This window comes from Nodosilinea sp. AN01ver1 (assembly GCF_050565655.1).
Taxonomy (GTDB): domain Bacteria; phylum Cyanobacteriota; class Cyanobacteriia; order Phormidesmidales; family Phormidesmidaceae; genus Nodosilinea.
The window spans coordinates 1-13,619 of the sequence record NZ_JBNXVS010000043.1 but is presented as its reverse complement, the minus strand read 5'-3'; the positions used below and the strand labels follow the sequence as shown (position 1 = coordinate 13,619).

Below are 13,619 nucleotides of genomic sequence, written 5' to 3'. Positions count from 1 at the left end.
GTTAATTATAGTTGTGCTATTCGGCTAGTTTTCCTCTGACCCATTTACGAAACTCTCTTACCCAGGTAGTTTCGCCCATCGTTTGGCTAGCCTGCAAAAAGCGTAAAATGTCGGCTCGTTGCAACAGCGGCAGCACGGCAGAGGCTTCTTGGGGGCAATATTCTCCAGCCTCTAGACCATAGAGGGTCAGCGTTTCACCATCAAACCGCCACACCTCCGGCACCCCCAGTGCCGCATAGATCGCCATGCGGTCAATTGAGCTACTGGTATAGTCCACTTCAATCGCCAGGTCAGGCGGTGGGTCTACTGCCAGATCGATCTCGTCCTTGCTACGTACCAACCGCTCGTTTTGAATGTAAAAACAGGCATCGGGCTCTAGCCCCTTCTGCAAGTCTTCCCGGTTCCAGGTAGTCGAGCCCAGGCTGGCAATTTCAGTTTCCGTTTCCTCCGTCGTCACCTCAACAATGCGGCTCAGACGGCTTTTATACCGTTCGTGGGGCGGCAGCGGCACCATAATTTCTAACGTTCCTTGGTCATAGGTCAAGCGCTTGCCAGCATCCGACTCCAAATCGTGGATCAGCGCCTGGTAGGTGCTCCAGCTCACCCCTTGCAGCACCATGCAGCGGCTGGGGGCGGTTAACGTTGCCGTCATACAATGCCCTCCGGGTTTGGGGCGTTCTCTTCTTCGGGCAGGCTAAAATCTACCCCGGCATAGATATCGCCGAGAGGTAGCTTTAGCCCAAGGGTGACTAGGTCAACCACGGCATCCTCAGCTTCGTAGTCGGTCAGCAACCACTGGCCGTTTTCGGTTCTCAGGTGCTGCATCACCCGCCAGCGGTACTGCTCCACCAGCAGATATTCCTTAAAACTGGGCAGCGAGCGATAGTAGTCGAACTTGTCACCCTGGTCGTAGTTTTTGGTCGATTTAGAGGCCACTTCCACAATCAAACTGGGGTTGGTAACGGTGGTGGTGCCCGTGCCGTGGTAGACCGGCTCTCCGGCAATCACCATCACATCCGGGTAGGTGTAGATGCGGTAGCGCTCGACCCACACCCGCACGTTTTCGGTAAACAGCCGATACCCCTTGGCCCGCAGCTGCGGCTTCAGCACGCACAGATTAGTCACAACCTCGTTGTGGTTGGTCGTTCCTCCGGCCATTGGCACAATGTCCCCATTGCGATATTCGCTGCGAAAATCAGCCTGAGTCTCTCGTTCTAAATACTCTTTGGGGCTGTAGTGTCGTTTGGCGACCTGAACAATCATGTCAACCTCCTGAAATCCTCTAACTCATCCAGCATTCCTGCTATGTCCTCACCCCTGCCCCTCAACCTGGGGATGAGGGGCTAGGCATCGCCCCCAGTGCCAACTTCAACGCCCAGCCGCTGGAGGTAGCCCACCATTTTGCTGCGCACCTGGGCAAGCTGGCCCTCTAGGCTTTCGATCTCCTTTTGCACAGCGGCAATGTCGATCTCTTCCTCCTCTTCAAAGGTATCCACATATCGAGGAATGTTGAGGTTGTAGTCATTTTCTTCAATTTCTTCAATGGGGGCGGCGTGGGCGTACTTGTCCTCATCCTGCCTAGCCAGATAAGTATCGACGATATGCTCAATGTGTTTGTCGAGCAGGGTGTTTTGATTTTTGCCAGGCTGAAACTCGCGGCTGGCATCGATGAACATGACATCGCGGCGAGCGGCGTGGGCACCGCCGCCCTCACGGCCCCGGTCAAACACCAGCACCGCCACTGGAATCGACGTACTGGGAAACAGGTTGGGCGGCAGACCAATCACCGCATCCAGTAGGTTTTCTTCGATCAGAGTTTGGCGAATACGGCCCTCGCTCGACCCGCGAAACAGCACCCCGTGGGGCACAATCACCGCCACCCGGCCCTCGCGGGGGAGCGCCGTCTCGATCATATGGGTGATAAAGGCAAAATCGCCCTTGGTCTTGGGTGGCACCCCACGCCAAAAGCGGTTAAACCGGTCTTCGGCGGCTTCCTCAGCACCCCACTTATCCAGCGAAAAGGGCGGATTCGCAACCACTACGTTGAACCGCATCAGATCATCCAGCTCCACCAGGGCGGGGGAGTTGAGGGTGTCACTCCACTCAATACGGGCTCCATCTTTGCCGTGGAGAAACATGTTCATGCGGGCCAGCGCCCAGGTGCTGCCGTTCACCTCCTGGCCATAGAGGGAACAGTTGTCGCTCTCAACTTCGTTGGCCACATAGACCAGCAGCGAGCCAGAACCACAGGCAGGGTCACAAATGCGATCGCCCGGTTTGGGCTGAGCCAGCTTGGCCACTAGCTTCGACACCTGGGCAGGGGTAAAGAACTCCCCAGCTTTCTTCCCCGCCCCGGAGGCAAACCGCTCAATTAAATAGATGTAGGCATTGCCAATAATGTCGCCATCCACCCGCGACGGGCTCAGATCCATCACCGGCTTGTTGAAGTCTTCGAGCAGGTTCTTCAGCCGTCGGTTGCGGTCTTTGGTCTTGCCTAGGTTGGCCTCTGAGTTAAAGTCGATGTTGCGAAACACCCCGTCGAGCTTGGCCTTGTTTTGGGGATGCTCTTCAATGGCCTCCAGGGCAATGTTGATCAGCTCACCAATGTTGTCGGCCCCGCGCTGCTCGTAGAGGTCATAGAAACTAGCCCCCGCTGGCAGCACAAACCGCTCGCGCTCCATCCGGCGCTGAATGCGGCGATCGTCGCCCTCAAACTCTTTGGCGTACTGGGCATACTTATCGCGCCAGATGTCGCTGATGTACTTCAAAAACAGCATCACCAGGATGTAGTTCTTGTATTCCGACGGGTCAACGACACCACGAAAGGTGTCACAGGCCGCCCAGAGCACCCCCTGAATCTCTTCCTGCCTGATTTTTTTGGCAGCTTTGGGGTCTGATGTCGATACCGTGGTGGTCATTAGGCTAAGGCTCCTAGTTTGGTTTGGCCCTGGGCGCACTGGCTCAGCAGGGCATGGAGATAGGTCTGTCGTTTGTCAGCTAGCTGGGCCATCAGGGCTTGCTCCTGTTGGCCCAGATCAGCCAGGTCGGCAATGGCCCGCTGAGTAGCAAGAGGCGGCAGTGGTACCTGAACATCGCCCAGATCAGCAACATTCACACCAGGGACGGAGGTGCCTGCCGACAGGCGGCTAATCTGCCGCTGCCCTGGGTAATTGAGGTACCAGGTTACATAGGCCGGATCGGCCCGACCTGGCTCCACCCGCAGCACCACCAGAGGCGAAGCCGCCACCAGACCAAAGGGAATATCACCGATGTGGACGGCGGTGTTGGTCACCCCCCGAGAGCGAAACAACACATCGCCCGGCTTCAAATAGTGGCTCGGCTTGACGTTGTCGAGGTCAACGGCATACACCTCATCCAGGTGAAAGCGGTTGTATTCATCGAGATCTTTCATTTGCACAAGGCGCACATTATCCTTCGTCACCTCGTCTAGAGGGATGGGCTCAACTTTGCCCCGCACCGTAAACCCCGAGCGGAGGACAGCAATATCTTTTATCGGAACAAATTTCATAGTAGGTAGACCCTGATCATAGGGGTTCGCTGGTGACACAGGCCCATGCCCGGCCACCAGCAGAGAACTGGGTTACAGCCAGTCGGCCTCACCCTCGGCCACGTCACCCACTTTGTGCGAACACACATGGGCAATGGGGCACCAGCGGCACTCACGAGCGCTGGGGGTAGGCAGCGGCGGCTCTGCCTGGGTCACCGGCTGAATCAGCTCGGCAATGCGAGCCTTAAACTCTGGCGTGATTTCTGCCGGGTCAAGGTCAAAAGGTCCTTCGGGATACACCAACCGCCCTGCTGGAACCTGGTCAATCCCATGGAGCTTAATTGCCGGAGCAATCGCCATATAGAGCTGCACCTGGGCAATATCCTTCGAGGCCGGTCGGCCAGTTTTGATGTCAGCGATCAAAACCTCGTCGCCGCGAATGGCCACGATATCCATCTGCCCCGAGATAACTGCCCCAGCCTTGGAGGTAAGCTTGCAAGCGTTGGAGTCTTCGGTGTATACCGTCCAGCCCTCCTGACGCAGCTGCTCAACGTAGTCCATCAAGGCAGCCTGATGCCGCAATTTATAACCTTCCAGGTCAAAATCGCTGTCGGGCTTGGGCAACAGGTAGTTAGCTTGCCCGTACATGGCATAGAGACACTGGCGATCTCCAGCCAGATACTTAGCTAACCAGTTGGGATGCAAGAACGGATCGCCCCGACGGGAGTAATCGTCGAAGTCGCTTGAATTGAGAACGCGTGCTGTCATAATGAGTCCATAAAGTAAAAGTACAAAGGAGCTTTAGCCAAAGCGGCAGCGCTCCTTTTTTCGTAGCCTCTCCGCTTTCTAAAAACGGATTGGTGCAGAATTTCCTGCAACCAGGTCTATCCTGGCACAGTCGTTTAGCAGCGTCAAGCATTTACTTCTAAAATCGGGTTACTGAAATTTTAGAGGCCGGCAAAGGTGTCATTGACCTACGGCATTACGCAACAGCCAAAGGCGGCTGAAGCCGTTTCCCCACAGCTCATTCGCGCACTCAGCACAGCCTGGTCTGGCAGGTAGCCAGGGTGGTTTGGGTCATTAGCCTCTTCGGGCAGGCTGCTGCGCCATAGAGCGATAAAAAGCCGACGGCGATCGCCATACCCCTGATGGAGGGCTTCAATCACCTCATCCTCAAAGATGGGCACCAGCTCATCAAGAGCGTCCTGGTAGAGCCTGCCCTCGTCCGCTTCGTCATTCAGTGCAGTCTCTGCGTCCACCAACTGTCCTAGGCGAAAAGGTGCGATCGACAATTCCTCGGCCCAGTTCAGGTAGTCGGGCTCCAACGGCTCATCTCGATAGATCTTGCAGAAGTTGTAGTAGTAGTCAGCCAACCCCAGCAGGCGAAGCGACCCTTGCAGCGCTCCAGTCCGTTGGTACCGTCCGCTAACCCTGCTTCTGTAAGCAACGCCCAGGCCCGCCTAGCCCAATCCAGGTCACCGCCACTAGCCCAGACCCGGAAAATCTGAGCCGCTGCCATTTCAACCTCTGACCACTCCATCGCCATAGTCAGACCTATCTACGCTGAGATTTACAACGCCACGTCTATCAGGCCTCAACCATCTCCCAGTAGGAGTCGAAGTTAGTGAAATTTAAGGAAGTTTGTCTCCAAACCTGATTGATGCCAACTCCTACGCCTACTCCCACAGCCCCCACGGCCACAGGAATAACTGCTGCGACCGCCACTCCCGCCGCCATACCGCTCCCCACCAGACCTCCCATAGCCGCCAGCCCAGACGAAATGCCAGCTGCTGAGAGACCCGCTACAGACCCCAGCCCTGCAATCACGGAGGTAATGCTACCCAAGCCAATAACACCCCCTGCCAATCCGCCGATCGACTCAGAGATCTTCCGCTTCTCAGCTTTGGACAATTTTGAATAGCGAATATACCCAATGGCCATCATGGCTCCGGCCTGTTTTAGCATCTCGTCTGTGGGTAGCGAGGGCTTCTTCAACAAGTGATGCACCTCTTTCCGCAAGAGACGGTTCATCGTCGCCTCCGAGCAGCCAATGGCAGCCGCAGCTGATCGCGCGGGAATCTTAAACTTTTTGAGAAAGGCACCAAATTTTGAGGCAAAGTTTTTGCGGTCGATTTCTTGCATTGTCTGGGCCGTATACATTAGCGGAGTGGCTGGATTTAAGATGCCCAGGACTTCAGAATCTCTCGCCACTACCCCCTCTTAGCGTTGTTGATGCCCCAACATACCTCCGCGTAACCTAAGTGAACCGTGACCGTCCGTTCAGCCCCCTCACCTGGTTCCAACTAGCAGGCATTAAAGTGGCGGAGCTGCAATCTGGGGCAACTTACCGGTCAATCCCTTAAGCAGCAGGGTATTCAGGTAATACACCACTTGGACTAGCCCTGAGCTAATTTTCTTCGGAACTGAGTAGTACACGGCCTATATTTATCGTTTTTAGAGGCTGAAACTCTCATTTTTTCGTTGAAGAGTTGCCTGCGGTACAGCTATCCAGACAATACAAAGGAACTAAATTGCCCCAAATCGCAGCTTCGTTACTTTAGGGCCTTGTATGAAGGACTGCTAGAGGCGAAGCTGGACCGCCAACGCGATCGGGCTGGAGACTGAGATGCGCAATCAAAGAGGGTAGCTGTAGTTTCGCTAAGCCCGTATTGACATTTCTATGTTTGAAAGGTTACACCAGTAGCTACGTACCTCGAAAAACCCAGCGTTGTTCTAGCTGTTCAACTGGACGTGCTTTAGAACACTTGCAATATTTATGCCCCAAGCAGCAACTACTCCCTTAGCGGAGCGGATCCCCTGAATGCTAGGAACAAGATGCGCTTTTAGACAGCACACCTTGCTTGGTTTGACTCCTCGCTGTTCGGTTCTACCGAATGCTCTGTTTTATGGAGATTAGCTAGTTAAAGTCTTAGAACTTTAGCAGTCGCGAGCTTGAGGCATAAATATTTCAAGCGTTCCCGTTTTCGTTCATTGAGCCTTTAGGCAACGTCTCAGCCCACATTTTGGTGTGGGCTAATTTGGGCTACGCGTGGTGCGTAATGTAAACCATTACGACGAGAAAAACCTCATGTATCAGTTACCTGTCTTCCATAATCCTGAACTTCTACTGCAAGCCTTGACCCATAGCTCATACGTCAATGAGCACCTGAATGCCGGTGAAGACAACGAACGTATGGAGCATTTAGGAGATGCACTGTTGGGTAGTGTGGTTACGGCCATGCTTTATGAGCAATACCCACAATTTAAAGAAGGACTACTCACGGAGACGAGAAAACCATTGGTTAAGAACAAAAAATTGGCTAAGGTTGCCAGGTTACTTCAGATTGGTGAGCAACTTCGCCTTGGCCGAGGTGAAGAACTACAAGGTGGACGTGATAATGAAAAAAATCTTAGCGGTGCTTTTGAAGCTGTGATCGGAGCCTATTTTTTAGATTCTGGATATGAGGAAGCAACTGCTTATATCCAACAGCTTTTCCACAAATGCTAAGAGCATTGACGGCGACAGCTTGCTGCTGATAATAGCTCGCATCCAGCCAGATTTGGGCATTGAGGTCGGTTAGTGCTTGCTCTATCCGGCCTCCAAACACCTTGTCGATGCGCTTAAAGCCGCCCTGGGCCTTGAACTGTCCCTGGTCTAGGGCAGCTTTATCCATCACCGTTTCTTTCTTCAGTTGCTGGCCAATGCGCTCTAGCCACTGCCGCTGGCAATTCCTCAGAGGTCTGGTCCGCACGAAGCGCAGCGGCCTTACCGGGGAGCTAGGGTAAGGCATCAAACTTTGATTGGCCCAAACATCCCGGTATTGATAATTGAGTTCCATATTCGCTTCATGGCTTGGCCAGTTTCTTGGCTTACGAACAGGGAAGACCGCGCACCATGGGGGCTACCTAAAAAGTAGGGGCGCATATTTTCCCAAGTCTCTGCGACGTCAGCCCATTCCCAGCACGGCAGCTCCTGGCTAAGTAGCAGAGGCATGGCAACAGCCAAGGGTATTGTTTTTGTAGAAAGGTCTTTTTGATTGACCTTGGATGCAGGTATATCCCAAGTGCACTTGACCAATATAGGTGTTGTACGAGGATGGTAGAGTTTGGCGTCTATCCGCTCTGCTTCGATGTAAGCGACTGGGTGAGCTGGCAGCGCCTCTACTGAATCAATTACTTCTTGACCATCACCATAGGGGCACGTGATGAACCCATGCGCAAAATACCGTGTGTGGTCAAGGCCTTTATATCCACACTCTCTTCCCGGCGTCGTTATGGGGTGCCGTCCATCATGATTAAAAACTAATGGATGCCATGACGGGTAACTGTCAACCGCAGGGCCGATCTCATCCACAATCTGCGCCAAGACCTGTTTGCTGTGTTCCCTAACGGATTGATCAACGTCTTGCCCCCTTGGAATAAGGTACGCTTCCGCTTCTTCATACCCCCGTTGGACTGCTTCATCTGCTCGAAACGCCATACCCAACTCCATAAGTTAAGTCATCCACGCACATTATAGCGTTTTCATGCACGAGATAATCAATTCATGATTTTTTAAGGCATTACGCAGGGGCAGTTGGCAATCGCGTGAGGATAGAGGCCCAACACTTGGTAGCCCCTAAACTGGAGAAGCTGCGATACTTTAGGGTCTTAAAACGACAGCGCCGCGATCGCCCTCTTCTTCTGCTCCGGGCTCACCTCCAGATACCGCTGCAAACTAGCCAAGCTCCGGTGGCCGCTAATCTCCTGAATCACCCGCAGCGGCACCCCCGCATTGCTCAAGTTGGTCAGCGCCGTGCGCCTAAAGCTGTGGGTGCTAATCCCCACCCCCTCCAGTCCGACACAGGCCAGAGACTGGCCGAGCAGCCAGTCTGCCGAAGATCGCGCCAGCTTACCGCGACCATGGCGACCGGGAAACAGGTACTCAGTACCGCCGTTGTCGTAGGCCGCCAGCAACGCCGCCAGCCGGGGGTGGATGTCGATCTGCCGAGTGGCCAGCTTACCCTTGGTCGCCTTCGCCGGCAGCACCAGCACCTCTCCCTTGATATCGCTAGGGCGCAGGGCGATCGCCTCACTCACCCGCAGCCCACAGTAGAGCATGATGCCGAATAGCGCCCGATCACGGGGAGAGTCCATCGCCGCAAACAGCCGGGCAATTTCGTCGTGGGTCAATACCTTCGCCTGTCCGTTCGTGCTCATCGGATCCGTAGTGCGCCTGCCCTATCTTACTCGACAAAATTGAGATTTCGTAGAGTAGAAATCAACGGTTTATAAGGGTTTCGGGGTATTGGGGCACGGGGCGGCTTGGTGTCTCAGGTGAGACAGCCTCAAAACCCTTGATCTTTCGTTGTGTCGTCTCACAGTTAGAATCGCGAGATGGAGCAAGTCACCGCGAGCCTTGCTTACATTGAATGAGCCTGAAGAAGGTTCAGACGTTCAGGCGTTTAGATGTTTAGATGTTTAGATGTTTAGATGTCTGAGCACTTAAGCACCTGAATGCTCAGAAATCCAGAAATTTAGACGATTAAACGTTCGGTCTCCCAGACATCTGCTATCCTCACAGCATAATTTAGGAGTTGAGGCAGTGATCATAACCGTCGTCAGCTTTAAGGGTGGAGTGGGCAAGACCACAACCGCTATTCACATGGGAGGGTATCTGCAAGGACTGGAGGAAACGCTGGTAGTCGATGGCGACAGCAACCGCTCTGCTCTCCAGTGGGCGGCTAACGATCGCCTACCCTTCACCGTGGCTGATGAGATGCAAGCGCCCAAGCTGCTAATGTCTGGCAAGTTCTCCCACGTTGTCATCGATACAGCCGCTCGGCCATCGTCTGATGAGCTGGCCAGCCTGGCCCAGGGGTGTGACCTGCTGATTATTCCATGCAGCCCCGACGCGCTCAGCATGGGGGCGATGCTCCAAATGGTGGAACCGCTGCAAGGGCTCAAGGCAGAATACAGGGTGCTGCTTACCATTATTCCCCCAAAACCTAATACAGCCGGGGCAGAGGCTAGAGCGTCCCTGCTGGCCGCAGGACTGCCTCTGTTCACCGGTGGCATTCGCAGGTTAAACGCTTTCCAAAGGGCAGCGCTCGATGGGTGCCTTGTTAAAGATGTGAAAGGTGATAGTTACGCGGGTATCGCCTGGAGCTGCTACACCGCGATCGGAAAGGAGATATTACCGTGAGTGACCAAAACCGATTTGCCAACCTGCTTAAAGTAGCTCAGCAGAAGCCCGCCGAAGCAGAAAACTTCGAGACATCCACAACCGCTCCAAATGCTCAGACGCCTGAACATTTGGACATCCAAGCATCTAATCAGCCAGGCGTCTCAGCATCCAAAGCCAAAAGCAGCAGCAAGGATTTTAAGCGCACTACTGTTTATTTGACTCAGGATCTGCACCGCAGGCTGAAGCGGGCCAGTCTAGATGAGGAAATGGAAATGAGCGACATTGCCGAAGCTGCGATCGCAGCTTGGCTTGACGAACATTCAGATGCTTAGATGTTTAGACGCCTAGATGATTGGACATTTATTTTAGAGTAGACACCTTTATTGCAGTTGGATTTGCAATAGCTGGAGAACGGTGGCACAAGAACATTTACTTGGGAGCCTTGCAAGTGTCCAAACATTCCGATGTTTAGACGGCTGAATGTTTGGACAGCTGAACATCTAAGCGGTTCGACATCTAAGGGAGATCGCACCGATTCATGTGAGAATGGGCCACATCACCTGAAGCCCTTATAGAACAGTGGTTACAAGATTCGAGATTCCTGTGCTGAGCACGTCCCTTCATTGCCGCCGATCCCCAAAATGACTATTACTTTATGCCCAAAACTCCAGCCCTATTCCCTGAGGAAGAAAACTACTTTGCCCTGCTCAGTGGACTGAAGAAGCGGATCCAGTCAGCACAGATTAAAGCAGTCCTAGCGGTCAATAGGGAGCTAATCCTGCTCTACTGGCAGATTGGTCGTGAGATTCTCGCACGGCAGCAGGCAGAAGGTTGGGGCGGCAAGGTCATTGAACGCCTGGCTCAAGACCTGAAGCGAGAGTTCCCCGATATGAAGGGTTTCTCGCGCTCAAACCTCATGTATATGAGAGCTTTTGCGGAAGCATGGCCTGACGAGCAATTTGTCCACCAGGCTGGTGGACAAATTCCGTGGAAGCATAATTGCGTCATTCTCGAAAAGGTCAAAGACCCCACCGAACGACTCTGGTACATCCAGCAAACCGTTGAAAACGGCTGGAGTCGCAATGTGCTGGTCTTACAAATCGAGAGCGGCCTGTTTCAACGCCAAGGTGGTGCGATCACAAACTTCGAGCGCACCCTACCCTCGCCCCAGTCCGATCTGGTGCAACAGCTAATCAAGGATCCCTATCATCTGGAGTTTCTGCCTCTGGGCAAGAAGTTTCAGGAACGGGAACTGGAGAACGCCCTAGTCGCCCACATCCGGGACTTCCTCATGGAGCTGGGAGTTGGCTTCGCGTTTGTTGGCAGCCAGTACTATCTCAACATCGGTGGCGAAGATTTCTATCTCGACCTGCTGTTCTACCACCTGGAACTGCGCTGCTTCATCATCATCGACCTCAAGATGGGGGAGTTCAAGGCCGAGTATTCCGGCAAAATGAACCTCTATGTCTCGGCTGTTGATGACCTCCTCCGGAAGAAGCACGACAACCCGACGATCGGCATCATCCTATGCAAGTCGAAGAACAAGACGATCGCTGAATACGCCCTGCGCAACGTCAACACGCCGATTGCTGTGTCAACCCACAAGCTACCCAAACAGCTCCAGGAAAGCCTGCCGACTGCCGAGCAGCTAGAAATGGAGTTGGAAGCCGCTGTGAAAGAGCTAGGGGACGATCAGCCTGATGAGCCCTAAATCCTGTAGCTTACCCATACCCTTCCTTACTAAAGCCAAATCCAGGCTTCTTATTGCAGAATCGGATCCCCAGAATTGAGATAGTCCATCACAGATGCGGGCTTCCGTGTCGATTTCGGTCACCCTGAAAGTATTGCCATACAGCCATTTGGGGCACCTCACTTCCCCAATGTCGGTCACCCTATTTATCAGGGTCTACTGGGGTACCCCAATGCTGTCACCCATCCCAAAAAACCCATACACGCACCACAGCACCCTAATAAAGACATCTCAATCACGATCACGTCTTTTTTTGTAGTCTTGTCTCATGTGTGTGAATTCATCGCCTACGACGATACGAACGCGTTCGCCATCTTCTCTCCGGATAGTCAGCTCACTGAGTCCTGGCTCCGATAGACAATCAGCTAAAGCCAGCAATTGCTTAGTCAAATCTGGGGTGTCCATACTCATCCGACAATATAGATCATTTGTATTATTCTCTGAAATAGCAGCGACATTAGACACAATACATAGGAACTAAATTGGGCGCTTGGCCAACGACCTAAAACGGGAATTCCCAAATATAAAGGGCCTTTCGCGAACCAACCTGACACATACGGGCATTTGCTGAGGCCTATCCAGACGAGCAATTTGTCCTACGCCTTGCAGGATAAATACCCTGGGGGCAGAATCAGACACTGATGAACAAACTCGACAGACTGGAGCAACGTCTCTGGTAAGCTAATTTGGGTCACCCTGAAAAGACTGACAGGTAAGGGGTTGAGGGGCCTAGACCCTCTAATTTGAATCACCCTGTTTATCTATCGACCACACGCAGATGATAGAGCAATAGCAATCGCTCATCCTCAGTCAGCTCAGACCAGCGTTTGCCCTCAAACTGGTCAGCAATAAACTGGCGAATCACCAGCGCAGACCACCCCAGACTCCTAATCTGCTGTTGAATCTGCTCATGTAGAGCTGGGTCGTAGGCCGCAGGCTCTACCTCTTGTGGAAAAGCAGGCTCATCCCCCCGCACCCCCCCTTCCGGAAAAAAAGAGTTTGAAGCCGAGCCCAAATCACCGGCGCAAAGCGCCTCACCCTTCATATATCTTCCCGAAGGGTGTAATTCCTTGATTTCAAAAGGTTCTGACGATTCTGGTACGGATTCAGAATTCACCTCTTCAGGGGCTAGAACGCTTACTAGCTGGGCTATTACACCCTTTTGGTAGGCAGGGTGCCAGAGGCTGAGGTGCTTGTAGAGGGTCTGCTGGCTGACTTTGGCCACCTGAGCGATCGCCTTGGCTCGTGCGGTAATCTGCTCAGGCAGCTCTCCGGCCTGCTCTAGCTCGGTATAGGCCGTACAGATGCGGTGCTGGGCATCTTCGGCCTGCTGCTGGTTGAAGGGCACCAGGTTGTTTTTGGGCTGGCTGGTGTCACGGGTGGGTGTCGTACCTAGGGGCCAGTAGTAGCCTTCGACGGCTCTAACCCAAGCGGTGACTTTGCGCTCAATGTCGTGCTGGTGGCGGCAGTATTGCTCGTAGCCAGGGCAGTGGAGGGCGATGCGCAGGGTGTAGTCGATCAGGGCTTGGCCTTCGAGGCCATCGAAGACGCGGCCATAGCAGGCGATGGTTTTGAGCAGGTGGTTGGTCTGGCCGTAGTCTGTCCAGCCTTCGGTAATCTCAAGGTCGAGGTCGTGTCGCCAGCTTTCGACTGGGTGGCTGCGGCGCTTGGGTCGCTTGCGGTGGTTGTCACGGCCAATTTTCATCGCATGGAGTAGGGCCTCCATGTCTTGGTGACCAGCTGCGCCATCCCAAAGCCAGAAGAACCGGGCTAGGCTGCTGCCGATGGGGTTGAGGGCATCGTCAAGCAGGCAGGAGCCGCTGCCCGGCTGGAGGGGCAGCCGGTGCCCCATGTATTCGATGAAGGTCTGAACGCCGTAGGCTTTGACGTTGGGGAAGATTTCGAGCTGACCTGCTTGGAGCCGAAATCCTTGGGCTGTGAGGCATTCTTTGAGGGTGACGGCCAGGTTAAAGGTGTTGACAAGCTCGGCAAAGGGGAGGTAGAGGTGCAGGCCACCGCTCCAGCTGGAGCGAATCAGCAGGGTGCGGGTGATGCCGATGGTCTCTAGGGGGTATGGCACCGATTCGTGTAAAAATGGGCCACATCTCCTGAAACCTTTATAGGGCAGTGACTACGAGACTCAAAAATTCAGGAATTCTGCACTGGTCACGTCTCTTTACTGTGGCTGATACACC

General features: G+C 53.8%; 15 protein-coding genes. 4 read left to right on the top strand and 11 right to left on the bottom strand.

All coding sequences use genetic code 11. From position 1 onward, the window contains the following. Nucleotides 1-16: 16 nt before the first annotated feature. The 7 genes from ACQ4N7_RS24105 to ACQ4N7_RS24075 all read right to left on the bottom strand — a co-directional run bounded on the left by ACQ4N7_RS24105 (nucleotide 17) and on the right by ACQ4N7_RS24075 (nucleotide 5,650). Entirely contained in the window at nucleotides 17-652 is a 636-nt protein-coding gene (locus tag ACQ4N7_RS24105) for a Uma2 family endonuclease (protein ID WP_430713996.1), read from the bottom strand. Continuing rightward, nucleotides 649-1,263 carry a Uma2 family endonuclease gene (locus tag ACQ4N7_RS24100; RefSeq protein ID WP_430713995.1) on the bottom strand — a complete coding sequence of 205 codons (615 nt, stop codon included), beginning with the start codon at nucleotides 1,261-1,263 and terminating at the stop codon, nucleotides 649-651. The genes ACQ4N7_RS24105 and ACQ4N7_RS24100 overlap by 4 nt, the downstream gene beginning before the upstream one ends. Before the next feature lie 80 nt (nucleotides 1,264-1,343). After that, nucleotides 1,344-2,918, bottom strand: a complete 1,575-nt coding sequence (locus ACQ4N7_RS24095) for a type I restriction-modification system subunit M (RefSeq protein ID WP_430713994.1) — start codon at nucleotides 2,916-2,918, stop codon at nucleotides 1,344-1,346. Further along, entirely contained in the window at nucleotides 2,918-3,529 is a 612-nt protein-coding gene (locus ACQ4N7_RS24090; protein ID WP_430713993.1) for a restriction endonuclease subunit S, read from the bottom strand. The genes ACQ4N7_RS24095 and ACQ4N7_RS24090 overlap by 1 nt, the downstream gene beginning before the upstream one ends. 72 nt (nucleotides 3,530-3,601) lie before the next feature. Further along, nucleotides 3,602-4,276: a PD-(D/E)XK nuclease family protein gene (locus ACQ4N7_RS24085; protein ID WP_430713992.1), complete on the bottom strand. Its 675-nt coding sequence runs from the start codon at nucleotides 4,274-4,276 to the stop codon at nucleotides 3,602-3,604. Nucleotides 4,277-4,482: 206 nt separating this feature from the next. Continuing rightward, nucleotides 4,483-4,881 (bottom strand): hypothetical protein, encoded by a 399-nt coding sequence (locus ACQ4N7_RS24080; protein ID WP_430713991.1) that lies wholly within the window; start codon nucleotides 4,879-4,881, stop codon nucleotides 4,483-4,485. Nucleotides 4,882-5,095: 214 nt separating this feature from the next. Continuing rightward, on the bottom strand, nucleotides 5,096-5,650 hold the full coding sequence (locus ACQ4N7_RS24075; RefSeq protein WP_430713990.1) for a hypothetical protein: 555 nt from the start codon (nucleotides 5,648-5,650) through the stop codon (nucleotides 5,096-5,098). Between the two features lie 946 nt (nucleotides 5,651-6,596). Here ACQ4N7_RS24075 and ACQ4N7_RS24070 point away from each other — a divergent pair. Next, nucleotides 6,597-7,016 carry a ribonuclease III family protein gene (locus ACQ4N7_RS24070; RefSeq protein WP_430713989.1) on the top strand — a complete coding sequence of 140 codons (420 nt, stop codon included), beginning with the start codon at nucleotides 6,597-6,599 and terminating at the stop codon, nucleotides 7,014-7,016. On the opposite strand, the gene ACQ4N7_RS24065 is transcribed toward ACQ4N7_RS24070, so the two are convergent. From ACQ4N7_RS24065 to ACQ4N7_RS24055, 3 genes are all read right to left on the bottom strand, one after another. Further along, the gene (locus ACQ4N7_RS24065; protein ID WP_430714031.1) at nucleotides 6,919-7,299 is read right to left on the bottom strand and encodes a type I restriction-modification enzyme R subunit C-terminal domain-containing protein; all 381 of its coding nucleotides are present in this window, start codon (nucleotides 7,297-7,299) and stop codon (nucleotides 6,919-6,921) included. The two genes, ACQ4N7_RS24070 and ACQ4N7_RS24065, sit on opposite strands and share 98 nt — an antisense overlap. After that, nucleotides 7,299-7,988, bottom strand: coding sequence for a hypothetical protein (locus ACQ4N7_RS24060; RefSeq protein WP_430713988.1), 690 nt, complete (start codon nucleotides 7,986-7,988; stop codon nucleotides 7,299-7,301). Before ACQ4N7_RS24060 ends, ACQ4N7_RS24065 begins: the two co-directional genes overlap by 1 nt. A 170-nt stretch (nucleotides 7,989-8,158) precedes the next feature. Beyond that, on the bottom strand, nucleotides 8,159-8,707 hold the full coding sequence (locus ACQ4N7_RS24055; protein WP_430713987.1) for a tyrosine-type recombinase/integrase: 549 nt from the start codon (nucleotides 8,705-8,707) through the stop codon (nucleotides 8,159-8,161). A gap of 385 nt (nucleotides 8,708-9,092) precedes the next feature. Here ACQ4N7_RS24055 and ACQ4N7_RS24050 point away from each other — a divergent pair, with 385 nt between their 5' ends. The 3 genes from ACQ4N7_RS24050 (at nucleotide 9,093) to ACQ4N7_RS24040 (ending at nucleotide 11,385) form a co-directional block, all read left to right on the top strand. After that, the gene (locus ACQ4N7_RS24050) at nucleotides 9,093-9,692 is read left to right on the top strand and encodes a ParA family protein (protein ID WP_430713986.1); all 600 of its coding nucleotides are present in this window, start codon (nucleotides 9,093-9,095) and stop codon (nucleotides 9,690-9,692) included. After that, nucleotides 9,689-10,006, top strand: coding sequence for a hypothetical protein (locus ACQ4N7_RS24045; protein WP_430713985.1), 318 nt, complete (start codon nucleotides 9,689-9,691; stop codon nucleotides 10,004-10,006). The genes ACQ4N7_RS24050 and ACQ4N7_RS24045 overlap by 4 nt, the downstream gene beginning before the upstream one ends. 323 nt (nucleotides 10,007-10,329) lie before the next feature. After that, nucleotides 10,330-11,385 carry a PDDEXK nuclease domain-containing protein gene (locus ACQ4N7_RS24040; protein ID WP_430713984.1) on the top strand — a complete coding sequence of 352 codons (1,056 nt, stop codon included), beginning with the start codon at nucleotides 10,330-10,332 and terminating at the stop codon, nucleotides 11,383-11,385. Nucleotides 11,386-12,181: 796 nt separating this feature from the next. On the opposite strand, the gene ACQ4N7_RS24035 is transcribed toward ACQ4N7_RS24040, so the two are convergent. Further along, nucleotides 12,182-13,504: a hypothetical protein gene (locus tag ACQ4N7_RS24035; protein ID WP_430713983.1), complete on the bottom strand. Its 1,323-nt coding sequence runs from the start codon at nucleotides 13,502-13,504 to the stop codon at nucleotides 12,182-12,184. Nucleotides 13,505-13,619 lie beyond the last annotated feature (115 nt).

Coding starts and splice junctions, on each gene's coding strand:
- ACQ4N7_RS24060 (WP_430713988.1), bottom strand. CDS start 7,988: ATGGCGTTTCGAGCAGATGAAGCAGTCCAACGGGGGTATGAAGAAGCG.
- ACQ4N7_RS24090 (WP_430713993.1), bottom strand. CDS start 3,529: ATGAAATTTGTTCCGATAAAAGATATTGCTGTCCTCCGCTCGGGGTTT.
- ACQ4N7_RS24085 (WP_430713992.1), bottom strand. CDS start 4,276: ATGACAGCACGCGTTCTCAATTCAAGCGACTTCGACGATTACTCCCGT.
- ACQ4N7_RS24065 (WP_430714031.1), bottom strand. CDS start 7,299: ATGCCTTACCCTAGCTCCCCGGTAAGGCCGCTGCGCTTCGTGCGGACC.
- ACQ4N7_RS24095 (WP_430713994.1), bottom strand. CDS start 2,918: ATGACCACCACGGTATCGACATCAGACCCCAAAGCTGCCAAAAAAATC.
- ACQ4N7_RS24100 (WP_430713995.1), bottom strand. CDS start 1,263: ATGATTGTTCAGGTCGCCAAACGACACTACAGCCCCAAAGAGTATTTA.
- ACQ4N7_RS24105 (WP_430713996.1), bottom strand. CDS start 652: ATGACGGCAACGTTAACCGCCCCCAGCCGCTGCATGGTGCTGCAAGGG.
- ACQ4N7_RS24040 (WP_430713984.1), top strand. CDS start 10,330: ATGCCCAAAACTCCAGCCCTATTCCCTGAGGAAGAAAACTACTTTGCC.
- ACQ4N7_RS24070 (WP_430713989.1), top strand. CDS start 6,597: ATGTATCAGTTACCTGTCTTCCATAATCCTGAACTTCTACTGCAAGCC.
- ACQ4N7_RS24055 (WP_430713987.1), bottom strand. CDS start 8,707: ATGAGCACGAACGGACAGGCGAAGGTATTGACCCACGACGAAATTGCC.
- ACQ4N7_RS24075 (WP_430713990.1), bottom strand. CDS start 5,650: ATGCAAGAAATCGACCGCAAAAACTTTGCCTCAAAATTTGGTGCCTTT.